The organism is Enterobacter cloacae complex sp. P27C (assembly GCF_014895705.1).
Taxonomy (GTDB): domain Bacteria; phylum Pseudomonadota; class Gammaproteobacteria; order Enterobacterales; family Enterobacteriaceae; genus Enterobacter; species Enterobacter bugandensis.
The window spans coordinates 1-24,441 of record NZ_JADBQB010000003.1; the positions used below are offsets into that span (position 1 = coordinate 1).

At 54.9% G+C, this 24,441-nt stretch carries 26 protein-coding genes; 17 read left to right on the plus strand and 9 right to left on the minus strand.

The genetic code is table 11. The annotated features are described in order from the left end of the window. The first annotated feature begins 205 nt into the window (after positions 1-205). A complete protein-coding gene (locus IM291_RS06250; RefSeq protein WP_041908646.1) occupies positions 206-658 on the plus strand; it encodes a DUF4385 domain-containing protein in 453 nt (150 codons plus the stop codon). A gap of 151 nt (positions 659-809) precedes the next feature. Further along, on the plus strand, positions 810-2,117 hold the full coding sequence (locus IM291_RS06255; RefSeq protein ID WP_041908648.1) for an MFS transporter: 1,308 nt from the start codon (positions 810-812) through the stop codon (positions 2,115-2,117). Here IM291_RS06255 and IM291_RS06260 read toward each other — a convergent pair. The 5 genes from IM291_RS06260 to trxC form a co-directional block, all read right to left on the minus strand. Then, the gene (locus IM291_RS06260; protein WP_192986386.1) at positions 2,114-2,437 is read right to left on the minus strand and encodes a YfiM family lipoprotein; all 324 of its coding nucleotides are present in this window, start codon (positions 2,435-2,437) and stop codon (positions 2,114-2,116) included. The genes IM291_RS06255 and IM291_RS06260 overlap by 4 nt on opposite strands. A 45-nt stretch (positions 2,438-2,482) precedes the next feature. Next, the gene (gene pssA / locus IM291_RS06265) at positions 2,483-3,838 is read right to left on the minus strand and encodes a CDP-diacylglycerol--serine O-phosphatidyltransferase (protein ID WP_023331103.1); all 1,356 of its coding nucleotides are present in this window, start codon (positions 3,836-3,838) and stop codon (positions 2,483-2,485) included. A 110-nt stretch (positions 3,839-3,948) separates the two neighbouring features. Continuing rightward, complete coding sequence (gene pat / locus IM291_RS06270; protein ID WP_041908654.1) at positions 3,949-6,612, minus strand: protein lysine acetyltransferase; 2,664 nt, start codon at positions 6,610-6,612, stop codon at positions 3,949-3,951. 35 nt (positions 6,613-6,647) lie between these two features. Next, a complete protein-coding gene (gene tapT, locus IM291_RS06275; RefSeq protein WP_045260163.1) occupies positions 6,648-7,346 on the minus strand; it encodes a tRNA-uridine aminocarboxypropyltransferase in 699 nt (232 codons plus the stop codon). Between the two features lie 69 nt (positions 7,347-7,415). Beyond that, entirely contained in the window at positions 7,416-7,835 is a 420-nt protein-coding gene (gene trxC / locus IM291_RS06280; RefSeq protein WP_192986388.1) for a thioredoxin TrxC, read from the minus strand. A 204-nt stretch (positions 7,836-8,039) separates the two neighbouring features. Between trxC and IM291_RS06285 the strand changes: the two genes are divergently transcribed. After that, positions 8,040-9,140, plus strand: coding sequence for a tRNA/rRNA methyltransferase (locus IM291_RS06285; RefSeq protein WP_041908658.1), 1,101 nt, complete (start codon positions 8,040-8,042; stop codon positions 9,138-9,140). A 39-nt stretch (positions 9,141-9,179) separates the two neighbouring features. Here the strand turns inward: IM291_RS06285 and ung are convergent, their stop codons facing one another. Then, positions 9,180-9,869 (minus strand): uracil-DNA glycosylase, encoded by a 690-nt coding sequence (gene ung, locus IM291_RS06290; RefSeq protein WP_023333064.1) that lies wholly within the window; start codon positions 9,867-9,869, stop codon positions 9,180-9,182. 314 nt (positions 9,870-10,183) lie between these two features. Between ung and grcA the strand changes: the two genes are divergently transcribed. Beyond that, entirely contained in the window at positions 10,184-10,567 is a 384-nt protein-coding gene (gene grcA / locus IM291_RS06295; RefSeq protein WP_006176733.1) for an autonomous glycyl radical cofactor GrcA, read from the plus strand. 52 nt (positions 10,568-10,619) lie between these two features. Here the strand turns inward: grcA and srmB are convergent, their stop codons facing one another. After that, positions 10,620-11,948: an ATP-dependent RNA helicase SrmB gene (srmB, locus tag IM291_RS06300; protein ID WP_192986390.1), complete on the minus strand. Its 1,329-nt coding sequence runs from the start codon at positions 11,946-11,948 to the stop codon at positions 10,620-10,622. A gap of 132 nt (positions 11,949-12,080) precedes the next feature. On the opposite strand from srmB, the gene IM291_RS06305 reads away from it, so the two are divergent. Then, on the plus strand, positions 12,081-12,818 hold the full coding sequence (locus IM291_RS06305) for a tRNA1(Val) (adenine(37)-N6)-methyltransferase (protein WP_192986392.1): 738 nt from the start codon (positions 12,081-12,083) through the stop codon (positions 12,816-12,818). Here IM291_RS06305 and nadB read toward each other — a convergent pair. Then, on the minus strand, positions 12,803-14,422 hold the full coding sequence (nadB, locus tag IM291_RS06310; RefSeq protein ID WP_045260165.1) for an L-aspartate oxidase: 1,620 nt from the start codon (positions 14,420-14,422) through the stop codon (positions 12,803-12,805). The genes IM291_RS06305 and nadB overlap by 16 nt on opposite strands. 343 nt (positions 14,423-14,765) lie before the next feature. Between nadB and rseD the strand changes: the two genes are divergently transcribed. The 12 genes from rseD to acpS all read left to right on the plus strand — a co-directional run bounded on the left by rseD (position 14,766) and on the right by acpS (position 24,181). Then, a complete protein-coding gene (rseD, locus tag IM291_RS22085) occupies positions 14,766-14,849 on the plus strand; it encodes a rpoE leader peptide RseD (RefSeq protein ID WP_231940818.1) in 84 nt (27 codons plus the stop codon). After that, on the plus strand, positions 14,846-15,421 hold the full coding sequence (rpoE, locus tag IM291_RS06320) for an RNA polymerase sigma factor RpoE (RefSeq protein ID WP_028014102.1): 576 nt from the start codon (positions 14,846-14,848) through the stop codon (positions 15,419-15,421). Before rseD ends, rpoE begins: the two co-directional genes overlap by 4 nt. Positions 15,422-15,452: 31 nt before the next feature. Beyond that, positions 15,453-16,103, plus strand: coding sequence for an anti-sigma-E factor RseA (gene rseA, locus IM291_RS06325; RefSeq protein ID WP_048960043.1), 651 nt, complete (start codon positions 15,453-15,455; stop codon positions 16,101-16,103). After that, complete coding sequence (gene rseB / locus IM291_RS06330) at positions 16,103-17,056, plus strand: sigma-E factor regulatory protein RseB (protein WP_048999422.1); 954 nt, start codon at positions 16,103-16,105, stop codon at positions 17,054-17,056. The genes rseA and rseB overlap by 1 nt, the downstream gene beginning before the upstream one ends. Then, positions 17,053-17,529 (plus strand): SoxR-reducing system protein RseC, encoded by a 477-nt coding sequence (gene rseC / locus IM291_RS06335; protein ID WP_045260167.1) that lies wholly within the window; start codon positions 17,053-17,055, stop codon positions 17,527-17,529. Before rseB ends, rseC begins: the two co-directional genes overlap by 4 nt. 185 nt (positions 17,530-17,714) lie before the next feature. Continuing rightward, entirely contained in the window at positions 17,715-19,514 is a 1,800-nt protein-coding gene (gene lepA, locus IM291_RS06340; protein WP_028014099.1) for a translation elongation factor 4, read from the plus strand. 16 nt (positions 19,515-19,530) lie between these two features. Beyond that, complete coding sequence (lepB, locus tag IM291_RS06345; RefSeq protein WP_047364182.1) at positions 19,531-20,505, plus strand: signal peptidase I; 975 nt, start codon at positions 19,531-19,533, stop codon at positions 20,503-20,505. Positions 20,506-20,727: 222 nt separating this feature from the next. Then, positions 20,728-21,408 (plus strand): ribonuclease III, encoded by a 681-nt coding sequence (gene rnc / locus IM291_RS06350; RefSeq protein ID WP_003860711.1) that lies wholly within the window; start codon positions 20,728-20,730, stop codon positions 21,406-21,408. Then, on the plus strand, positions 21,405-22,310 hold the full coding sequence (gene era / locus IM291_RS06355) for a GTPase Era (protein WP_028014097.1): 906 nt from the start codon (positions 21,405-21,407) through the stop codon (positions 22,308-22,310). The genes rnc and era overlap by 4 nt, the downstream gene beginning before the upstream one ends. Before the next feature lie 18 nt (positions 22,311-22,328). Next, a complete protein-coding gene (gene recO / locus IM291_RS06360; protein ID WP_048999421.1) occupies positions 22,329-23,036 on the plus strand; it encodes a DNA repair protein RecO in 708 nt (235 codons plus the stop codon). A 33-nt stretch (positions 23,037-23,069) separates the two neighbouring features. Then, the gene (pdxJ, locus tag IM291_RS06365; RefSeq protein WP_041908673.1) at positions 23,070-23,801 is read left to right on the plus strand and encodes a pyridoxine 5'-phosphate synthase; all 732 of its coding nucleotides are present in this window, start codon (positions 23,070-23,072) and stop codon (positions 23,799-23,801) included. After that, complete coding sequence (acpS, locus tag IM291_RS06370; RefSeq protein ID WP_129995175.1) at positions 23,801-24,181, plus strand: holo-ACP synthase; 381 nt, start codon at positions 23,801-23,803, stop codon at positions 24,179-24,181. The genes pdxJ and acpS overlap by 1 nt, the downstream gene beginning before the upstream one ends. Here the strand turns inward: acpS and IM291_RS06375 are convergent. After that, a complete protein-coding gene (locus IM291_RS06375) occupies positions 24,178-24,438 on the minus strand; it encodes a YfhL family 4Fe-4S dicluster ferredoxin (protein ID WP_028014093.1) in 261 nt (86 codons plus the stop codon). The genes acpS and IM291_RS06375 overlap by 4 nt on opposite strands. Positions 24,439-24,441: the final 3 nt, after the last annotated feature.

Below are 24,441 nucleotides of genomic sequence, written 5' to 3' on the forward strand. Positions count from 1 at the left end.
TGCCGAACTCAGAAGTGAAACGCCGTAGCGCCGATGGTAGTGTGGGGTCTCCCCATGTGAGAGTAGGGAACTGCCAGGCATCAATCAAGAAGAACCCCGTACCGTAAGGTGCGGGGTTTTTTGCTTTGTGCGCCGGAAATACCAGGTGGCGGCTTCGCCTGACCGTGCCTACAATTGTTAAAACGATTTTAACAATGGTGCCGCTTTGACACGTCCCTTTGATTACCAAAAAGATTTTGCCAACATTAATTTCCGTGACCATGCAGAGCTGTATCAGGTGGGGCGGGGAGAGCAGGGTGTGCTCATGGTGGAACCTTATAAAAGCGAGATCCTTCCGCACTGGCGATACAAAGATGCTGAAGTTGCAGCGCGATCGGCAAAAGAAATTTACGCCCTGTTTGAAGAATATCGTCAGCAAAACGACTTTGTGGGTATGGATATGGCGCGTAAATTCATTCAGATGGGCTATACGCGCGCCAGGCGATACGCCAATCATAAAGGCGGTAAAAAGTACGATGAGAAGCGCCAGGTAAAACCGCTGGATTGCGATCCCGTAAAAGCCGAAGCCGCCGCGGTCTTCAAAAAATGGTGGGATAAAATTCGTGCAGATGAAGATTATTTGCAGCGAAAAAAGGCGCATCAGCAGAAGTGGGGATAATTACTACGTCCGCTAATAATTCGATACCTGATCGAGTTCACAAAACGTAATGAAACATATTGGAAACATTTTATTTACCTAACGATTCGTTTTAAATCCGGTTTTACTGTTTGTGGGCAATGGCCCGCAATGTGAGACAGAGGATTTTAAAATGACAGAAACCGTAGCCAGTGCAGATACGGATAACACCAATTTGGCAGGTAAGGATACCCGTCGTCGGGTTTGGGCAATCGTTGGGGCCTCCTCGGGGAACCTCGTAGAGTGGTTTGACTTTTACGTCTATTCATTCTGTTCACTCTACTTTGCGCATATCTTTTTCCCGTCCGGGAATACCACCACTCAGCTTCTGCAAACCGCAGGCGTTTTTGCCGCCGGGTTCCTGATGCGCCCTATCGGTGGATGGCTGTTCGGCAGGATCGCAGACAGAAAAGGGCGCAAGACCTCCATGCTCATCTCCGTATGCATGATGTGCGTCGGCTCGCTGGTGATTGCCTGCCTGCCCGGATATGACACTATCGGAACATGGGCACCCGCGTTGCTGCTGCTGGCACGTCTGTTCCAGGGGCTGTCGGTCGGTGGGGAATACGGCACCAGTGCGACATACATGAGCGAAGTGGCGGTTGAAGGCCGAAAAGGTTTCTATGCATCATTCCAGTATGTGACCCTCATTGGCGGACAGCTGCTGGCATTACTGGTTGTGGTGATCCTGCAACAAATCCTTAGCGATGAAGATCTGCACGCCTGGGGCTGGCGCATCCCGTTTGCTATGGGCGCTGCCCTGGCGGTTGTCGCCCTGTGGCTACGCCGTCAGCTTGATGAAACCTCTCAACAGGAGGTCAGGGCGCTGAAAGAGGCGGGCTCGATGAAGGGGCTCTGGCGAAACCGCAAAGCATTTTTGATGGTGTTAGGTTTTACCGCCGCGGGCTCGCTAAGTTTCTATACCTTTACCACCTACATGCAAAAATATCTGGTTAACACCACGGGCATGCATGCAAACGTTGCGAGCGTCGTCATGACGGTGGCGTTACTCGTCTTTATGCTTATCCAGCCGATTGTCGGCGCGCTGTCGGACAAAATAGGTCGCCGCACCTCCATGCTGATCTTTGGCGGCATGCTCACCCTGGGTACCGTTCCGCTTTTGACTGCGCTACAGCAGACAACGTCGCCGTATGCCGCTTTCGCGCTGATCATGGTGGCACTCATTATTATCAGTTTTTACACGGCAATCAGCGGCATTTTGAAGGCGGAAATGTTTCCCGCACAGGTGAGGGCGCTGGGTGTTGGCCTCTCTTATGCGGTCGCGAATGCCTTGTTTGGCGGTTCGGCAGAGTATGTCGCGCTATCGCTTAAGTCGTGGGGCAGTGAAACGACCTTCTTCTGGTATGTCACCGTAATGGGAGCGCTGGCGTTTATTGTCTCGCTGATGCTGCATCGCAAAGGAAAAGGTATCCGCCTTTAATAATGTGCCATCTGCCAGACGGCGTAGCCGGTTGTTGCGCCGGCTACGTCCCAGGCGAAATCTTTCCAGCTCCAGCCGCTCCCTGCGGGGCGGCTATCCCAAAGTTCTTTTGATGCCCCAAGGCCCACTGAGAATATCAACCCTATCGCCGCGCTACGGTCCCGGCTGTATCCCTGATGCTGCGCGTACTCATTACCGGCTGCAGACAGCATAGCGGAAGCGAGGAAGTGTTGTGCTTTGTCCTGACCGGACCAGCTATCATTGGCCATATGACTGCAGCCAGTCAGAAAGAAAACGCTCAGTAACAGAGGAATACGCATCAACGGGCTCCATAAAAAAGCCCTGCGGGTAACAGGGCCTGGACATTACAGAATTCGGCTAATAAGTCGGTCAATACGGATACGACGCAAGCGGCGAATCAGCTTGCGAACTTTCACCGGATAATCGGCAATGCTCTGCAGCTCGCGATAATGATTAACCACCGTGGTGTGCGTGCGAATCAACTCCAGTTCACGCTCACGCTGTGCGGCTAACTCATGCTGCGGGTCATGGATCAGGATTGCGTTTTCCAGATCCAGTCTCCACGCGCGCGGGTTCAGGTTGTTACCGGTCAGCAGCATCCACTCATCGTCGACCCACATACCTTTCAGATGGTAACTGTTGTCTTCATCTTTCCACAGACGCACAACCAGCTGGTCAGTGTTGACGTAATACTGTAAACGGCTGAGGAAGCGGCGCAGGTTAATTTCATAAAGATAAGGCAGCGCACCGATGATTTTGAACGGCTGATCTTCAGGAATGAAGAAGTCGTTCGCCGTTTTATCCCCGACGATAATTTCCACTTTTTTACCATCGCGCAGCAGCTGAATGATATTACGCACCAGTACGGCAGGAAGGTTAAAGTACGGCGTGCAGATGGTGAGCTTTTGCTCCGCGCACGGCATCAGATGGAAGATCGTTTTATTCAGCAGGCTTGATTTGCCAAGCCCAACCAGCGGGGTAACGGATAACTCTTCGTTGTTAGCGTCGCCCTGAAAATGGTAAACAGCATCGCGCAGCTCCTGGCGGAAGGCGCGAACATCGTTTTTGATTTCCGGGCTCTTAGGGCGCTCGGGATCGTCAAGGCGATTAACGCCACGGCCATGTACCAGGTTTTTATCAACCCAGTTAAACATGATATCGGCCATCTGAGGATTACGAATCAGATGGTAACGGTCGTAGCGATATTTATCGAGCTGATGAAGGTAGACATCATTGAGGCTTGCGCCGCTGTAAAGCACGCTGTCATCGATGATGAATCCTTTAAAATGAAGGACGCCGAGCGCTTCGCGGGTATTCACCGGGACGCCATAAACAGGTACATCGACGCCAGGATTTTCCTGCGCCGTGCGGCAATACCAGTCTGCATTGGTGTTTGAAGCGGCCGCGCCAATACGGCCACGCTGGGCGCGATGCCAGTCAACCAGCACGCGAACATCCAGTTCCGGACGCTGACGCTTGGCTTCATAGAGCGCGTTCAGGATCGCGCGCCCGCCTTCATCTTGTTCAAGATACAGGGCCACAATGCAAATGCGTCGCGTGGCACTGGCAATCTTTTCCAGAAGCGTCTCCCGAAAATGAGCGGGAGCGTAAAAGAACTCTACATCATCAACTGACTGAGAAATCTTCGGTAGTTGAGCAAGGTGTTGTTGATGTTTATTACGCTTAAATTTTGACAACATCACAGTGCGTTTCTTCTCTGTTCATTGAAGGGTTGTCTGTACCATGCAAACAACATAAGCGGACAATGATACCACCAGTCCCGTCCAAAGTGGGTAACATTTCCAGTAGCTTACTCGGGTTTGTCTGCCGGTGTCAGGCCGAGGGATAAGGCGACAATACCTTCGTCCAGCTGAATATCAACCTCAAATCCGAGTTTTCGCGCCAGGGTCACCATACCGCGATTGTTCGGCATAGTAATGCCATTCAGGCGTAACAATCCGTGATCTCGCGTATAACTGATGAGTTTTTCCAGCAGTCGTCTGCCCAGACCCAGGCCTTTAAGATCGGAGCGCACCAGCACAGCAAATTCCGCGTCAATGTTATCCGGATCAGAAATTGCGCGCGTCACGCCGAGGATCTCATCGCCCCGATCGGAACGTCGAACGGCGACAAACGCCATCTCTCGATCGTAGTCGATCTGGGTCATATTGGCTAAATCATCGTGGGTAAATTCGTTGATTTCGCTAAAGTAGCGATAATAGAGATCTTCTTTCGTAACCTGAGAAATAAAGGCACGCAGCTGCGGTTCATCTTCCGGCAGAATAGGGCGGAACAGGGCGCGCTCCCCATTCTTCATCTCGACCCACTCCTCCAGCTGCAGAGGATACGGACGGATCGCCAGGCGGCTCTCTCTGTCCCCTTCAAATGGCGCGATATCCAGCGTTACGTCCAGCGCCGTAAACTCAGTGCCGGAGGCGAGCAGCGGATGGATATCCAGCCGCTGGATCTCCGCACAATCTACAACCAGGTTAGACACCTGCACCAGGAACTGACTCAACCCGGCAATATCGAGCGGACGCAGGGCGCTGCGGCCCCGGATCTTTTTGCTTTTAATCGCCTGAATGATCAGATAGCGCGCCAGATTCATGTTCAGCGGCGGTAGCGCCACCGCGGCCTGTTCCTCTGGACGCCACTCAACGCCGCCTTCCCCCAGCATAATGAGCGGGCCGAAGACGGGATCGTGTTCAACCACCACCCGCAGTTCCTGGGCGCCCGCGCGGTGAGCCATGCTTTGCACCAGCAGTCCGTGGATCCGAGCCTGCGGCCAGGCCATTTTGACACGATCGAAAATGGCATCGGCTGCCTGCTGCACCTCCGTTGCCGTACGCAGGTACAACATGACCCCCTGAACGTCAGACTTATGCGGGATATCGGGGGAACGAAGCTTAAGGGCGACCGGGTAGCCAATCTGTTCGGCTATATGTACGGCCTCAGCGCTGTCGCTGGCGATCCAGGTTGGCAGAGTTTGCATCCCGTAGCTGCCCAGTATGGGCTGCACTTCATGCGTATCAAGCGAGGTCGCGCCTTCTTCAATGGCCTGCTGTAACAGCCGATGAACGTCGACGGTGTTCGCCGTCAGGTTTCCGGGCAAAGCCGGTGTCTCACGCAGCTGTTTCTGGTTGCGGCGATATTCCACCATATGCATAAATGCCGTGATGGTGCCTTCCGGCGTGCGGTAGGTGGGCAGTCCGGCTTCACTGAACAAGCGTCGCGCCTCCTGAGAGGAAAACTCACCGCACCAGTTGGTCAGCAGGGTGACATATTTGCCGCGCGGATGATTTCGTACCGCCTCAATCAGCGCCCGCGCGCTTTCACTGCCCGGCGCGGCCGCACTGGGGGAGTGGATAATCATCAGCGCATCGAAATCCTGGCTGTCCAGCAAAATGGAGATTGCCCTGATATAGCGATCGCTGCTGGCATCATCGCGCAAATCAAGCGGATTGCCGGGCGTCACGCTTGCCGGAAGCGCCTCTCTGAGGCGTTGCAGCGTCTCTTCACCCAGCGTGGCCAGCTTGCCGTTACGCAGCCAAAGCTCATCCAGCGCCAGCGCGGCAGGGGCCGCGCCATTGCTGACAATCATTAACTTCTCGCCGCGCAGCGGACGCATGTGGCTCAACGTCTCAACGGCGGAAAAAAGCTCGTGTGTATCCTGCACCCGCAGCAACCCCGCGCGCTGAATGGCAGCATCCCAGGCCGGATCCATACCGGAATGAGACTGCAGCAGACGCTGCGCCGCAGGGCTACGACCGCTTTTGATAACGAGGATCGGTTTATTGCGCGATGCGCTACGCGAAGCGGAAACAAAACGACGGGCGTCGCTCAGGTGCTCAAGATAAAGGAGGATTGCGCTAGTTTTGCTGTCTCGCGCCAGGAAATCCAGCAGTTCGTCAACGTCAATATCCAGGCTGTCGCCCAGAGCAATGAAGTAGGAGAATCCCATTTCACGCTGCTGCGCCCAGTCAAGGATGGTGTTTGAGACCGCAGCCGACTGCGAGATAAATGCCAGCTTGCCTTTACGGATCGGCACCGGGGAGAAGCTGGCGTTCAGCCCCTGCCAGGGCGCGAGCAGACCCAGGCTGTTCGGCCCGAGAATACGCATCTGATAGCGGCTGGCGCAGGCCAGCAGTTCGGGCTGCTGTTCAGGCGGAGACGAGAGAATAATGCAGGTTTTACACCCTTTCTTGCCGAGTGACTCCAGCAGTTCCGGATTGCGTTTGGCGTTTGTACACAGAACGGCGAGATCCGGTACGAAAGGCAGGCTCTCCACGTCCGGCCAGGCAAGCACGCCCTGAACGGCCTTATAAGACGGCGTGACGGGCATAACGGGACCGTTAAATCCTCCGGCCAGCAGGTTGCGCATCATCAGATAGCCTGCACGATCCGGTTTCATTGATGCGCCGATGACGGCAATGGATTTAGGACGGAGTAGCGCTTCTAACCCTCTCTGGCTCATGCAGGCCTCCTGTGAATGCAAGCGACCTGATGATTTTAAACGCTTTCTGTCTCCGTTGCTGTGATGCTGCCCTTATGAACGGTTTTTCCCGCCAGATAGCGCTCCCGGAAGCATGAGAAATGGTTGCCCAGGGCACCAGCTGCAGCGGTATCTCCTGCTAAATCCAGTAGCGCAATAGCTACTTCGGCAGTGCAGTATTGCCCGTCAGCATGCGCTTCGCGCAGGCGGTAGGCCGAGACGCGGGAAAGATCGACAGAAATAACCGGCAGAGCGTCGAGGTAAGGGCTTTTGCGAAACATTTTCCGCGCTTCGGTCCAGGTACCGTCCAGCATAATAAACAGCGGTGGTTTCCCTGATGGCGGCGCGGTAAGGACCTGACGCTGTTCTCCCGCATAAGATGCCGGGAAAACCACCATCGGCTGGTAGTCCGGGCTTGCCACCAGGTCGAGCAGAGCCTGAGGTGGCTCAGTGCGCGACCACTGAAACGCGGCGGTATCCGGCAGAATATCGGCAATAAGACGCCCCGTATTGCTGGGCTTCATCGGTTCGGTATCGAACATGACCAGACAAAAGCGGCTCTCCGCAGTACTTGGGGCCAGCGTCTCGCACAGACACACCTTCAGCGGCAGCAGGCAGCGCTGACAGCGACGTATGCGATTGCCACGTGCAAGAAAGGGGCGAGTCGCGCGCGCAAGGCGTTCGGCGCGTAATTTAAGGACAGCGTTATCAGTCATGGGCGAAATGGAGGAAAAACCCTATTTTCGCAGAGGCGGGAACGGGGCACAAGGTGTGCCCCGGGAATGTTACAGCGATTCGTTTAACCAGCTATCAAAAGGTGCTTTTGGAACCGCACCGTTGAGCATATCGATCACTTCACCATTTTTGAAAATCATGATGGTCGGGATACTGCGAATACGAAAACGTGCGCTTAACTCACGTTCGGTCTCGGTATTAACCTTAACGAACCGCATTTTTCCGCTGCGCTCTTCGGCCACATCTTCGAAGATTGGCGCGAAGCTGCGGCACGGACCGCACCATGGCGCCCAGAAATCGACCACCACCGGGAGATCGTCCTTGAGGAGTTTGTCCAGCGTAGCACCCGTCGCGTTAATGACATCGCCATCAAACAATTCATGGCCACAACGTCCGCATTTCGCACCGTCATCCATCCGATTGTCCGGAATGCGGTTTAAAGCCTGACAGTTGGCACATACGGTATTCATAACTAACCTCTGATAGAGCCGTGGGACAGCGGCAGAACGCCGATAATGTTTCTGATATGTTACATATTATCAGTGAGCCTGTATGAAACGACAATGCGTTTTATTCAATGGGAACAATAGTCACAGGCTTTTGTACGAAATTATGGCTATGCGCTGGCACATCGGGTAATCTGCGCGCTTCGCGCAGCGCTGGTGGAGAAAAGCATGAACGACGAAATGAAAAACAAAAGCGGCAAGGTCAAAGTGATGTATGTCCGCAGTGATGATGACTCTGATAAACGCACCCAAAATCCGCGTACCGGAAAAGGTGGCGGGCGTCCAGCGTCCTCTCGTGCAGACGGTGGCCGTCGCCCCGCCCGCGATGACAGAAATAACCGCGGTGATGACCGCAAACGTGATGACCGCAAGCGTGACGATCGCAAGCGCGATGACCGTCCGCGTGATGACTTCTCACGTGATAACGCCTCTCCGTGGCGCACCGTTTCTCGCGCCCCAGGCGATGAGACGCCGGAAAAAGCCGATCACGGCGGTATCAGCGGTAAAAGCTTTATCGACCCGGAAGTGCTGCGTCGTCAGCGCGCGGAAGAGACCCGCGTATATGGCGAGAATGCCTGCCAGGCGCTGTTCCAGAGCCGTCCTGAGTGTATCGTCCGTGCCTGGTTTATCCAGAGCGTGACCCCGCGCTTTAAAGAAGCGCTGCGCTGGATGGCGGCGAACCGCAAAGCCTACCACGTGGTTGATGATGCTGAACTGACAAAAGCGTCCGGTACCGAGCACCACGGCGGCGTCTGCTTCCTGATTAAAAAACGTAACGGCACGACAGTTCAGCAGTGGGTCAGCCAGGCAGATGCCGATGACTGCGTGCTGGCGCTGGAAGACGTGGGCAACCCGCACAACCTGGGCGCAATGATGCGCAGCTGCGCGCATTTTGGCGTGAAGGGCGTGCTGCTGCAGGATGCCGCGCTGCTGGAATCCGGCGCCGCGATCCGTACTGCGGAAGGCGGAGCCGAGCACGTACAGCCGATCACCGGCGACAGCGTTCTGGATGCCCTCGAGCAGTTCCGTAAAGCGGGCTATTCCATCGTGACCACATCCAGCCATGCCGGTACGCCGCTGTTTAAAGCGACGCTGCCGCGCAAGATGGTGCTGGTGTTGGGTCAGGAACGCGATGGTCTGTCTGATGCGGCGCTCTCCAGTTCGGATCTGAGCGTCTCCATCGACGGGACGGGCAATGTGGAAAGTCTGAACGTATCCGTTGCGACCGGCGTGCTGCTGGCCGAGTGGTGGCGTCAGAATAAGGCATAAGTCTCTTATGTGCCGGGCCTGACCCGGCACATTCAAACCCTACTCGCTCTCTGCCGGTAACACAGGCATCCAGTCAATTGGCGTTTCGCCACGTTTTTCCAGCCATTCATTTGCCAGAACAAAATGATTACTGCCAAAGAAACCGCGATGGGCAGAAAGCGGTGACGGGTGCGGTGCCTTCAACACGTGATGACGCTGACGATCGATAATTGCCCCTTTCTTCTGCGCGTGAGAACCCCAGAGTAAAAACACGACCCCTTCACGATGCTCGTTGATAAGGCTGATAACTTTATCGGTAAAGGTTTCCCACCCTAGGCTGGCGTGCGAGTGCGCCTGGCCCGCCCGTACGGTGAGCACCGTGTTCAATAACAGCACGCCCTGGCGCGCCCAGCTTTCCAGATATCCGTGGTTGGGGCGGGTAAACCCGGGCACGGTTCCCTCAAGCTCTTTATACATGTTGAGCAGAGAAGGGGGGATCGCCACGCCTGGGCGTACGGAAAATGCCAGCCCGTGCGCCTGCCCAGGGCCGTGATAGGGATCCTGGCCCAGAATGACGACTTTCACATCGCTCAACTCGGTATAGCGAAACGCGTTGAATACATCTTTTTGCGGCGGATAAATCGTTTGCCCGGACTGACGCTCAGCGGCAACGGTACTGAGCGTATTGATAAAATAAGGCTGCTGCTTTTCTTCTGCCAGCACGTCATGCCAGGTTAAAGGTGTCGTCATGTCGCTCTCCTGCGAATCTCAATCTGTCATTAGCTTACCTGTTTAACGCTTGTGAGCAAAATTGCGCGCTGAAATGCGTGCTAAGTCGTTAAATTTATTTTGAAATGATGCAGGTTAAGTTGAGTTGATCGGGGTATGAAATTGATCTAAAGCAATAAATTCAAACCACACACTTTATGTGGTTGGTGTTTTTGTTGATTTAAATCAATAAATCGCCGTGGTGTGAATGATATATATACACACAAGAAACAATGGTTTTACCAATTGGCCGCGTAAGGCCAGCATCAGTTAATGTAGCCTAAGGGAGGCAACACATGATTACAGGTATCCAGATTACCAAAGCGGCAAATGACGATCTGCTCAACTCTTTCTGGCTGCTGGACAGCGAGAAAAATGAAGCGCGCTGTGTGGTTGCGAAAGCGGGTTTTGCTGAAGATGAAATCGTACCGGTGAATAAACTGGGCGAAATCGAATACCGTGAAATCCCAATGGAAGTGCAGCCGGAAGTGCGCGTTGAAGGGGGTCAGCACCTGAACGTTAACGTGCTGCGCCGCGAAACGCTGATGGATGCCGTTGAGCACCCGGAAAAATACCCACAGCTGACTATCCGCGTGTCTGGTTATGCGGTTCGCTTTAACTCACTGACTCCAGAACAGCAGCGCGACGTTATCGCCCGTACCTTTACTGAAAGCCTGTAAGGCTTCAGCCACGGGGGGGAACAAAAAAGCCGGGGATTACCCCGGCTTTTTCTTACTCTTCAGTCTTCATTTCCTGCGCGGCAGCGCTTGGCTTACGACGCTTACCAATGTTTTTGGTATCGCGGTGGCGCTGCTTCACGCGCGGCTTCTCTTTTTCTTTCTCTTTTCTCTCAGCACGTTTCGCGAGCGCTTTCTTGGACGGTTTACCCGTCATTTTTTCACTCGGCGCACGTGTGGTTGGGCGCAAGCCATCAATAACGCGCGCTTTCAACGGCTCGTCAACATAGCGGCCAATTTTCTGCAGCAGCAGGTAGTCATGCGCTTCAACCAGTGAAATTGCAATCCCTTTGCGGCCCGCGCGACCGGTACGGCCAATGCGGTGCAGGTAGGTATCTCCGCTGCGCGGCATATCGAAGTTAATGACGTGGCTCACGTCAGGGATGTCGATCCCGCGGGCGGCAACGTCTGTTGCGACCAGCACGTTAACGCGGCCATCGGTCAGGCGCTTAATGCCTTCGGTACGCTTGATCTGCGCCATCTCGCCTTCAAGATAGCAGTTGTTGATCCCGGCGTTGCGCAGCATTTCAGCCAGCTCGTGCACGCGCTCGCGCTTACGCACAAACACGATAGTGCGGGTGGCGTCTTCCTGCTTCAGCAGGTGCTTGAGCAGCTCAACCTTATGCTCAAGGTTGTCCGCACGGTAATACCACTGGTGGATCTTTTTACGCTCTCGCGTGGATGGCGTCGCAGAGACTTCCACCGGATCTTCCAGCAGACGCTCTGCGAAGTCTTTAATCGCATCCCCTTCAAGGGTGGCAGAAAACAGCATCGTCTGGTTACGCCAGCGCGTTTCACCTGCAATATGCTCGATATCCTGCGCAAAGCCCATGTCCAGCATGCGGTCCGCTTCGTCGAGGATCAGCGTTTCTACCGCGCGGCAGTCGAAGTTCTCTTCTTTAATATACTGCAGCAGGCGGCCCGTCGTCGCGACGACGATGTCCTGGTTTTCGCTGAACACTTCGGCGTGGTTCATATACGCAACGCCGCCGGTGATGGTGGCGATATCCAGATGCGTATTCGCCGCGAGTTCACGCGCGTGATCGGCAACCTGCATGGCCAGCTCGCGCGTAGGCGTCAGGATCAAAATACGCGGCGGGCCAGATTTTTTACGTGGAAAGTCGAGCAGGTGCTGCAACACAGGCAGCAAATAGGCTGCTGTCTTCCCCGTGCCGGTTGGCGCAGAACCGAGCACATCGCGGCCCTCAAGCGCAGGCGGAATGGCCGCTGCCTGAATGGCGGTCGGGCGTGTAAAGCCTTTGCTCTCAAGAGCATCGAGCAGGCTTTCATCGAGTTCAAGTTCGGAAAAAGTCGTTACAGTCATGTTCTACCTCTGTGTGGGGCGCTGATTATAGACGTTACGGCTGTAATCTTCATCTGTTTGTATGGATATCGCTTTGCGGCCACTTCGCTTTCCCCTATGCTACTCCAGTTTCACTTAGAAGGTTGCCCTGACATGTCTCAACTCAAAGCGCAGCTGCGCCGCGATGGTTTTACGTTTAAACAATTTTTTGTCGCTCACGATCGCTGTGCCATGAAAGTCGGTACAGACGGCATTTTACTGGGAGCATGGGCACCTGTCGCAGGTGTTAAGCGTATTCTTGATATCGGTACCGGCAGCGGGCTGGTGGCCTTGATGCTGGCGCAGCGTACTGAAGAGCATGTCACGATTGATGCCGTGGAGCTGGATGCGCAGGCCGCAGGGCAGGCGGGTGAAAACGCGGCCGAGTCCCCCTGGGCTGACCGGATAACCGTTAAGTGCGCGGACGTGCTGGCCTGGGCGCCAGAGCAGACGGCGCGTTACGATCTGATCGTCAGCAACCCCCCTTACTACGAACCCGGCGTGGAGTGCGGTACACCGGAGCGTGAACAGGCGCGCTATACCGGTTCACTCGATCACAAAGCGCTGCTCGTCAACGCGGCTGAACTTATCTCAGAAGAGGGCTTTTTCTGCGTGGTGCTGCCAGAAAGTACGGGCAACACGTTTATCGCTACCGCGCAGGAGATCGGCTGGACGTTACGTTTGCGAACTGACATCTCTGATACGGAAGGCCGATTGCCGCACCGCGTGCTGCTGGCGCTGTCGCCAAAAAAGGGTGAGTGTTTTAATGACCGTATGGTGATCCGTGGGCCAGACCAGCGTTATTCCGAAGATTACACGGCTCTGACCCAGGCGTTTTATTTATTTATGTAAACCTGCGGGGCGAGTATCGACGGGCCGGACTCAGCAAGCCGATCCGGGTAGTCGAGTGTGTAGTGCAAACCGCGGCTCTCTTTACGCATCATCGCGCAGCGAACAATCAGCTCGGCAACCTGCACCAGATTGCGCAGCTCCAGCAGATTGTTGGAGACGCGGAAATGGGCATAATATTCATCAATTTCCTGCTGCAGCATCGTAATGCGGCGCAACGCGCGTTCCAGACGTTTCGTGGTGCGCACAATCCCAACGTAGTCCCACATAAACAGCCGCAGCTCGTGCCAGTTGTGCTGGATCACCACCAGCTCGTCCGGGTTCTCCACGCGGCTTTCATCCCAGGCCGGTAAACGCTCTGTTTCACGGGCGTAAGGCATGCGCTTCGCGATGTCCTCCGCCGCTGACCAGCCGTACACCAGACATTCAAGCAGCGAGTTAGACGCCATACGGTTCGCGCCGTGTAGCCCGGTATAGCTTACCTCACCAATAGCATACAGACCGTCTACATCAGTGCGTCCGTGATCGTCAACCATCACGCCGCCGCAGGTATAGTGGGCGGCCGGGACAATGGGCACCGGATCGCGGGTTAAATCAATGCCAAGATTGAGCAGCTTTTCGTAAATCATCGGGAAATGCTGGCGAATGAATTCTGCCGGCTTATGGCTGATATCGAGATACATGCAGTCCACGCCAAGGCGCTTCATTTCGTGGTCGATGGCGCGGGCAACAATATCACGCGGTGCCAGTTCACCGCGGGCGTCAAAGTCCGGCATAAAGCGGGTACCGTCAGGGCGTTTCAGATAAGCCCCTTCGCCGCGCAGGGCTTCCGTCAGCAGGAAATTTCGCGCCTGAGGGTGGAACAGGGCGGTGGGGTGAAACTGATTAAATTCGAGATTCGCCACGCGGCAGCCGGCGCGCCAGGCCATAGCGATACCGTCCCCGGAAGCGATATCCGGATTCGTGGTGTACTGATACACCTTAGAGGCGCCACCTGTAGCCAACACCACAGCCTTCGCCTGACAGGTTTCCACCTTCTCTTTATTACGGTTCCAGACCCACGCTCCCACCACGCGACGCGTACCGGGCAGGCCTATCTTGTCGGAAATGATCAGATCAACCGCGTTGCTCCGCTCAAGGACCCGGATGTTAGGATGGTTCAGCGCTTTGCTGACCAGCGTGGTTTCCACTTCTTTTCCGGTAGCATCCGCGGCGTGCAGGATGCGGCGGTGGCTATGGCCGCCTTCACGCGTTAAGTGGTAGCTCTCTTCACCGTTGGGCTGAACCTGAGTATCGAATAAAACACCCTGATCGATAAGCCACTGAACGCAATGGCGGGCATTGCTGGCGACAAACTCTGCCGCGTGCGCATCCACGATCCCGGCCCCGGCAATCAGCGTATCTTCCACATGTGACGCAATGCTGTCGGTCTCGTCAAATACCGCGGCAATGCCGCCCTGAGCATAAAATGTGGAGCCTTCACTTATCGGGCCTTTGCTCAGAACGATAACGTTCTGATGTTCAGCCAGACGCAGCGCCAGAGAGAGACCGGCAGCGCCGCTGCCGATGATCAGTACATCACAATGAAGTTCAGGTGTTGTGTTCATGATTGTTGTTTAATTTACTAAACAGTGTTGGGGCAGAATAGCACCTGAATGCGAGATATCGCACGTTTTTTTTAATGGAAGTTGCAATGACTAAACGCACAGGCAGGGGTAAACGAAGGGTAAATAAATGAAATTATTTTGCGAAGCAGATCGTTAGCGTCAGATTTTGTGGTGAAATAAAGCCTGTGTTGCGTTACTCTTCTGGCGGGAAAAAGATGTTTCTTGTCAGAAAGTGGTGCGTATCGTGAACAGACTTATAATGAGAGAAAATGAACGGTCTGCGGCGCGATGAACAAAAACAAAGGCGTTACGGAACTTATTGAAGATCAGACACTCTAAGCTGGTGCTTGCTCAAAGTGCGGTAGTTATAGAGTGGCGTTTCGATAACGCGTGGAATTTAGGTTTGGGGAGACATTACCTCGGATGAGCGAGCAGTTAACGGACCAGGTCCTGGTTGAACGGGTCCAGAAGGGAGATCAGAAAGCCTTTAACCTACTGGTGGTACGCTACCAGCATAAGGTGGCGAGTCTGGTTTCCCGCTATGTACCGTCAGGTGATGTACCTGATGTGGTGCAAGAGTCTTTTATTAAGGCCTATCGCGCGCTGGAATCTTTCCGGGGAGATAGTGCTTTTTATACCTGGCTGTACCGTATTGCTGTCAATACGGCAAAGAATTACCTGGTTGCTCAGGGTCGTCGTCCGCCGTCCAGTGATGTAGACGCTATCGACGCCGAAAACTTCGAAAGTGGCGGTGCGCTGAAAGAAATTTCGAACCCTGAGAACTTAATGTTGTCAGAAGAACTGAGACAAATTGTTTTTCGCACGATCGAGTCACTCCCGGAAGATTTACGCATGGCAATTACGTTACGGGAGCTTGATGGTCTGAGCTATGAAGAGATAGCCGCTATCATGGATTGTCCGGTCGGCACGGTTCGTTCACGAATTTTCCGTGCGCGAGAAGCTATTGATAATAAAGTTCAACCGCTTATCAGGCGTTGACGATAGCGGGATACTGGAAAAGGTATTAGGCATGCAGAAAGAAAAACTTTCCGCTTTAATGGATGGTGAGACGCTGGATAGTGAGCTGCTCAACGAGCTGTCTCATTCTCCCGAAATGCAAGAGACCTGGGAGAGTTACCATCTCATCCGTGACACGCTGCGCGGTGATACCGGAGAGGTTCTCCATTTCGATATCTCAGCCCGCGTGATGGCGGCCATCGAGAATGAGCCTGTTCATCAGACCACTCCGCTGATTCCTGAAGCGCAACCCGCACCGCACCAGTGGCAGAAAATGCCGTTCTGGAAAAAAGTGCGTCCGTGGGCCAGCCAGCTCACCCAAATGGGGGTGGCTGCATGCGTATCGCTTGCAGTTATCGTTGGCGTCCAGCACTATAATACTCAGTCTGAAACTAATCAGCAGCCAGAAGCGCCAGTGTTTAACACACTGCCGATGATGGGCAAAGCCAGCCCGGTAAGTCTGGGCGTACCGGCTGATGCCTCCGCCAGCGGCGGTCAGCAACAGCAGGTTCAGGAGCAGCGCCGTCGCATTAATGCGATGTTGCAGGATTATGAGTTGCAGCGTCGTCTGCACTCTGAACAGCTTCAGTTTGAGCAGGCCCAAACTCAGCAAGCTGCTGTGCAGGTGCCCGGAAACCAAACTTTAGGAACGCAATCGCAGTAATGAAGCAACTTTGGTTCGCCATGTCTCTGATGGCGGGTAGCCTGTTCTTCTCTGCTAACGCCTCGGCTGATGTTTCATCCGGGGCGTTGTTGCAGCAAATGAATCTGGCCAGCCAGTCACTCAATTACGAGTTGGCATTTATCAGCATCAACAAGCAGGGCGTCGAGTCGTTACGCTATCGCCATGCCCGTCTTGATAACCAGCCGCTCGCCCAGCTTTTACAGATGGATGGCCCGCGTCGGGAAGTTGTCCAGCGTGGCAACGAAATCAGCTATTTCGAGCCCGGTCTGGAGCCTTTCACGCTGAATGGCGACTATATCGTTGATTCTCTACCGTCGCTTATCTATACCGACTTCAAACGACTTGCCCCTTACTATGATTTTATTTCGGTAGGGCGTACCCGTATTGCAGACAGGCTGTGTGAAGTGATCCGCGTGGTTGCGCGCGATGGTACGCGCTACAGCTATATCGTCTGGATTGATGCGGAAACCAAGCTGCCGATGCGCGTGGACCTGCTCGACCGCGACGGCGAGACGCTTGAACAGTTCCGCGTCATCTCCTTTAGCGTGAACAATCAGGTTGGTAACAGCATGCAGAATCTGGCGAAGGCCAGCCTGCCGCCGCTGCTTTCTGTTCCTGCAGGGGACTCCGCTAATTTCAACTGGGTTCCTTCCTGGATACCGCAAGGCTTTAGCGAAGTGTCCAGCAGCCGTCGTCAGTTGCCCACCATTGATACGCCGGTTGAATCACGCCTCTATTCCGATGGCTTGTTCAGCTTCTCGGTGAATATCAACCGCGCAACGGCAAACAGCGCTGAACAAATGCTTCGTACCGGGCGTCGTACGGTCAGCACCATGGTTCGCGATAACGCAGAAATCACGATTGTGGGGGAATTACCTCCGCAGACGGCGAAGCGCATTTCAGACAGCATTAAATTCAGGGCCGCACAATGATTAAAGAGTGGGCGACCGTCGTCTCGTGGCAGAATGGTATTGCGCTGGTCAGCTGTGATGTTAAAGCCTCATGCAATAGCTGCGCATCCCGAGCCGGTTGTGGCAGTCGCGTGCTGAATAAGTTAGGGCCACAGACATCGCATACGATCTCCGTGCCGAGCGAACAGCCGCTGGTGGCGGGTCAGAAGGTGGAACTGGGCATTACGGAAGGCAGTCTGCTGAGTTCCGCGATGCTGGTCTATCTCTCCCCGCTGGTGGGGCTGTTTGTCATGGGCGGCCTTTTTCAGATGCTGTTTGGTACCGACGTGGCCGCCATGTGCGGTGCAGCTTTGGGTGGCGTAGGGGGATTCTGGCTTGCTAAAGGCATCTCACCGAAGCTCGCCGCGCGCGATGAGTGGCAGCCCGTTATTCTGAGCGTTGCGCTGGCGCCTGACCAACTTCGCGTCGAGACGCTCTCTTCTGAGGCCCGGTGATCCACCGGGCTTTATCATTATTTACATCTCAAAAAAGAAAACGCCATTTCTTCGCGCTATGCTTGGCTCTAAGTGCATTTCCAGGTTGCGGGTATGTAGTGTAGAATGCTGCGTTTTCGCACTGAAAAACGTCAGGCTAAGAACAGCGGCCTCCAGGAATTCGTAAGGCATAATTATTTAACTATATGAAGAACATACGTAACTTTTCGATCATTGCTCACATTGACCACGGTAAGTCGACGCTGTCTGACCGTATTATCCAGATTTGCGGTGGCCTGTCTGATCGTGAAATGGCAGCCCAGGTACTGGACTCCATGGACCTGGAACGCGAACGCGGTATCACCATCAAAGCGCAGAGCGTGACGCTCGACTATAAAGCTTCTGATGGCGAAACTTATCAACTGAACTTTATCGACACCCCAGGCCACGTTGACTTCTCCTATGAAGTATCACGCTCGCTGGCGGCCTGTGAAGGTGCGCTGCTGGTGGTCGATGCCGGGCAGGGCGTTGAAGCCCAGACCCTGGCGAACTGTTACACCGCGATGGAAATGGATCTCGAGGTTGTGCCGGTTCTGAACAAAATCGACCTGCCAGCCGCCGATCCTGAGCGCGTGGCGGAAGAGATTGAAGACATTGTCGGCATTGACGCGACCGACGCCGTACGCTGCTCCGCGAAAACCGGTGTAGGTGTGACCGACGTGCTGGAACGCCTGGTACGTGATATTCCGGCCCCGGAAGGCGACCCGGATGGTCCATTGCAGGCGCTGATCATCGACTCCTGGTTCGATAACTACCTGGGCGTGGTCTCACTGGTGCGTATCAAAAACGGCACCATGCGTAAAGGCGACAAAATCAAGGTTATGAGTACCGGACAGGTCTACAACGCAGACCGTCTGGGTATCTTCACGCCAAAACAGGTTGACCGTACCGAGCTGAAATGCGGCGAGGTGGGCTGGCTGGTCTGCGCGATTAAAGACATCCTCGGCGCGCCAGTGGGCGATACCCTGACCGGCGCGCGTAACCCGGCAGACAAAGCGCTGCCTGGCTTCAAAAAGGTGAAACCGCAGGTTTACGCGGGTCTGTTCCCGGTCAGCTCTGACGACTACGAAAACTTCCGCGATGCGCTCGGCAAGCTGAGCCTGAACGATGCCTCCCTGTTCTACGAGCCAGAAAGTTCAACGGCGCTGGGCTTCGGCTTCCGCTGCGGCTTCCTCGGCCTGCTGCACATGGAGATTATTCAGGAGCGTCTGGAGCGTGAATACGATCTGGATCTGATCACCACCGCACCAACGGTAGTCTACGAAGTAGAAACCACCTCGAAAGAAGTGATCTACGTCGACAGCCCGTCCAAGCTGCCGCCGCTGAACAACATTCACGAGCTGCGCGAGCCTATTGCAGAATGTCACATGCTGCTGCCGCAGGAGTTCCTGGGGAACGTTATTACGCTCTGTATTGAGAAGCGTGGCGTGCAGACCAACATGGTTTACCACGGTAACCAGGTGGCGCTGACCTATGAAATCCCTATGGCGGAAGTGGTACTCGACTTCTTCGACCGTCTGAAGTCTACCTCCCGTGGCTATGCGTCACTGGATTACAACTTCAAGCGTTTCCAGGCCTCCAACATGGTGCGCGTGGACGTGCTGATCAACGGCGAGCGTGTGGATGCGCTGGCGCTCATCACCCACAACGACAATGCGCCGTACCGTGGCCGCGAGCTGGTTGAGAAGATGAAAGATCTGATCCCGCGTCAGCAGTTTGACATTGCGATTCAGGCGGCCATCGGTAACCACATCATTGCCCGCTCAACCGTGAAGCAGCTGCGTAAAAACGTTCTGGCGAAGTGCTATGGCGGTGACGTCAGCCGTAAGAAAAAGCTGCTGCAGAAGCAGAAAGAAGGTAAGAAGCGTATGAAGCAGGTCGGTAACGTTGAGCTGCCGCAGGAAGCATTCCTTGCCATTCTTCATGTCGGTAAAGACGGCAAATAACTTTTAAGGAGTTGGCATGGCGAACATGTTTGCCCTGATCCTGGTCATCGCTACGCTGGTGACAGGCCTGCTGTGGTGCCTGGATAAGTTTATCTTCGCCCCAAAACGCCGTGAACGTCAGGCTGCCGCGCAGGCAGCGACTGGCGATGCGCTTGACGCGAAAACCCTGAAGAAAGTTGGCCCGAAACCGGGCTGGCTGGAAACGGGCGCGTCGGTGTTCCCGGTGCTGGCGATTGTGCTGGTGGTACGTTCGTTTATTTATGAGCCGTTCCAGATCCCATCGGGATCAATGATGCCAACGCTGCTGATCGGTGATTTTATTCTGGTTGAGAAGTTTGCCTACGGCATTAAAGATCCGATTTACCAGAAAACGCTGATCGAAACGGGGCATCCGAAACGTGGCGACATCGTGGTGTTTAAATATCCGGACGATCCGCGTCTGGATTACATTAAGCGCGCGGTGGGGCTGCCGGGTGATAAAGTGACCTACGATCCGGTTGCGAAGGAAGTCACCGTTCAGCCGGGCTGCAGCTCCGGTACCGCGTGTGAAAACGCGCTGCCAATCACCTACTCAAACGTTGAGCCAAGTGATTTCGTGCAGACTTTCGCCCGTCGTAACGGCGGTGAAGCGACCAGCGGATTCTTCCAGGTGCCAAAAGGTGAAACCAAAGAGAACGGCATTCGTCTGGTTGAGCGCAAAGAGACGCTGGGCGATGTCACTCACCGCATTCTGACCGTGCCAATCGCGCAGGACCAAGTGGGGATGTATTACAAACAGCCGGGTCAGCAGCTGGCCAGCTGGATCGTACCGCCGGGACACTACTTCATGATGGGCGATAACCGCGATAACTCCGCGGACAGCCGTTACTGGGGCTTTGTGCCGGAAGCGAATCTGGTGGGTAAAGCAACCGCGATCTGGATGAGTTTTGAGAAGCAGGAAGGCGAGTGGCCGACCGGGGTGCGCCTGAATCGTATTGGCGGAATCCATTAATTCTCAGGAAAAGAACACGTAGCCGCGTTATTTCGCGGCTACGTGAATTATTTCCTCGATAAATCTCTTTGAACTAACGACATCCCCTGTCGTTGTGTATAGAATATTCCCCCGAAGTTTAAGGTTGGCCCTGCAAGGGTGCCACGGCACACGAAACCGCGTTGGTTTTCTCAGGTCGGTTTCGTGTGCTGCATTTTTGACGCATTCATTTATTGGTATCGCATGAACCCCATCGTAATTAATCGGCTTCAACGGAAGCTGGGCTACACTTTTCATCATCAGGAGTTGTTGCAACAGGCATTAACCCATCGCAGTGCCAGCAGCAAACATAATGAGCGTCTCGAGTTTCTGGGTGACTCTATTTTAAGTTTCGTGATTGCGAATGCGCTTTATCATCGTTTCCCGCGCGTGGACGAAGGTGATATGAGCCGCATGCGCGCCACGCTGGTGCGCGGCAACACCCTCGCTGAAATCGCGCGCGAATTTGAACTGGGCGAATGTCTGCGTCTTGGGCCGGGTGAACTGAAAAGCGGCGGCTTCCGTCGTGAATCTATTCTTGCCGATACGGTCGAAGCATTAATTGGTGGCGTGTTCCTGGACAGCGATATCCAGACCGTAGAAAAGCTGATCCTTAACTGGTATCAGACCCGTCTGGACGAAATTAGCCCGGGCGATAAACAAAAAGATCCGAAAACGCGCCTGCAGGAATATTTGCAGGGCCGTCATCTGCCGCTGCCATCCTATCTGGTGGTGCAGGTTCGTGGCGAAGCGCACGATCAGGAATTTACCATCCATTGCCAGGTCAGTGGCCTGAGTGAACCGGTGGTGGGCACAGGTTCGAGCCGCCGTAAGGCTGAACAGGCTGCCGCCGAACAGGCGTTAAAAATGCTGGAGCTGGAATGAGCGAAGAAAAAACCTATTGCGGATTTATTGCCATCGTCGGACGTCCGAACGTCGGCAAATCCACCCTGCTGAATAATCTGCTTGGGCAGAAGATTTCCATCACCTCGCGTAAGGCGCAGACCACGCGTCACCGCATCGTCGGCATCCATACTGAAGGCGCATATCAGGCAATCTACGTCGATACCCCTGGCCTGCACATGGAAGAGAAGCGTGCCATTAACCGTCTGATGAACAAGGCGGCGAGCAGCTCCATCGGCGACGTAGAACTGGTGATTTTCGTTGTGGAGGGCACCCGCTGGACGCCGGACGACGAAATGGTACTGAACAAGCTGCGTGACGGCAAAACGCCGGTGATCCTCGCGGTCAACAAAGTTGACAACGTGCAGGAAAAAGCTGACCTGCTGCCGCACCTGCAGTGGCTGGGCAGCCAGATGAACTTCCTCGATATCGTTCCGCTGTCTGCTGAGACCGGCCTGAACGTCGATACCATCGCGGGCATCGTACGTAAGCACTTGCCGGAAGCGATTCACCACTTCCCGGAAGATTACATCACCGATCGCTCTCAGCGCTTTATGGCGTCTGAAATCATCCGTGAAAAGCTGATGCGTTTCCTGGGCGCCGAGCTGCCGTACTCTGTGACGGTGGAGATCGAGCGTTTCCAGAGCAACGAGCGCGGTGGCTACGACATTAACGGCCTGATCCTCGTCGAGCGTGAAGGGCAGAAGAAGATGGTGATCGGCAACAAAGGCGCCAAGATCAAAACCATCGGTATCGAAGCCCGTAAGGACATGCAGGAGATGTTCGAAGCGCCAGTTCATCTGGAACTGTGGGTGAAGGTGAAATCTGGCTGGGCCGATGATGAGCGTGCTCTGCGCAGCCTCGGTTACGGCGAAGATCAGTAACTCAAGACGACGAGTATAATGGAAGGTTGGCAGCGCGCCTTCGTTCTCCATAGTCGTCCCTGGAGCGAAACCAGCCTGATGCTGGACGTCTTCACGGAAGAGTCGGGCCGCGTGCGCCTTGTTGCGAAAGGCGCACGATCCAAACGTTCTAATCTGAAGGGTGCCCTACAGCCTTTTACGCCGCTGCTGGTTCGCTTTGGCGGGCGAGGGGAAGTCAAAACCTTGCGCAGCGCTGAAGCCGTCTCTCTGGCGCTTCCCCTTTCTGGCATCACGCTCTACAGCGGTCTGTATGTCAACGAGCTCATCTCCCGCGTCCTTGAACATGAGACTCGCTTCTCGGAACTTTTCTTCGATTATCTGCACTGTATCCAGGCACTGGCGGGTGCGACCGGCACGCCCGAACCCGCCCTGCGTCGTTTCGAACTGGCGCTGCTGGGCCACCTCGGGTACGGCGTGGATTTTCTGCACTGCGCAGGCAGCGGTGATGAGGTGGAAGACACCATGACCTACCGCTACCGCGAAGAAAAAGGCTTTATTGCCAGCGTCGTCGTTGATAACAGTACTTTTACCGGACGCCAGCTCAAAGCGCTTTATGAACGCGAGTTTCCGGACGCCGATACCCTGCGCGCAGCAAAACGCTTTACCCGGATTGCCCTCAAGCCGTATCTTGGCGGCAAGCCCTTAAAGAGCCGCGAATTATTCAGGCAGTTTATGCCCAAACGTTAGACCACAGCATCAGAAAGAAAACCGAGGATTGTCATGGCTGAATTACTGTTAGGCGTCAACATCGACCACATCGCCACCCTGCGTAACGCGCGCGGCACGGCGTATCCCGATCCGGTTCAGGCGGCGTTTATCGCTGAACAGGCTGGTGCCGACGGCATTACCGTTCACCTGCGTGAAGACCGCCGCCACATTACCGACCGCGACGTGCGCATTCTTCGTCAGACGCTGGACACCCGTATGAATCTGGAGATGGCGGTCACCGAAGAGATGCTGACCATTGCCTGCGAGACCAAACCGCACTTCTGCTGCCTGGTGCCGGAAAAACGCCAGGAAGTGACCACCGAAGGTGGACTGGACGTGGCGGGGCAGCAGGACAAAATGCGCGATGCCTGCAAGCGCCTGGCGGATGCCGGTATCCTGGTTTCTCTGTTTATCGACGCCGATTTCGCGCAGATTAAAGCGGCAGCCGACGTGGGCGCGCCGTATATCGAAATTCACACCGGCTGCTATGCCGATGCTAAAAACGATGCCGAGCAGGCCAAAGAGCTGGAGCGTATCGCCAAAGCGGCCACCTACGCCGCGAGCCTGGGACTGAAGGTTAATGCCGGTCACGGCCTGACCTACCACAACGTGAAGGCCATTGCTGCTCTGCCGGAAATGCATGAGCTGAACATCGGCCACGCCATTATTGGCCGCGCGGTGATGAGCGGCCTGAAAGAGGCGGTTTCAGAGATGAAACGCCTGATGCTGGAAGCGCGTCAGTAATGGCCATTCTGGGCTTAGGCACCGATATCGTCGAAATAGCTCGCATTGAAGCGGTGATCGCCCGGAGCGGCGATCGCCTGGCAAGGCGCGTGCTGAGCGATAACGAATGGGCCATCTGGGAAGCGCACCAGCAGCCGGTGCGTTTTCTGGCAAAGCGCTTTGCGGTAAAAGAGGCGGCAGCCAAAGCGTTCGGGACCGGCATTCGTAACGGCCTGGCATTTAACCAGTTCGAAGTTTTTAATGATGAGCTGGGCAAACCGCGCCTGCGTCTGTGGGGTGAAGCGCAAAAGCTGGCGGAGAGGCTGGGGGTGAATCATATGCACGTGACGATCGCAGATGAACGCCACTATGCCAGCGCGACGGTGATTATCGAAAGCTAAATTTTGTCCGCGTGGTGCATCAGGACAAATTTATCCCACAGCTGCTCTTCGCTCTCGACGTGTGTCGGATCCTTCAGAATAGTGTTGGGGATCGGGCACACCTTCTGGCAGGTCGGTGTCTCATAGTGGCCGACGCATTCCGTGCAGCGGTCGCTGTTAATCTCGTAAATGCTGTCGCCCATCGAAATCGCCTGGTTCGGGCATTCGGGTTCGCACATATCGCAATTGATGCATTTTTTGGTAATTAACAGCGCCATCAG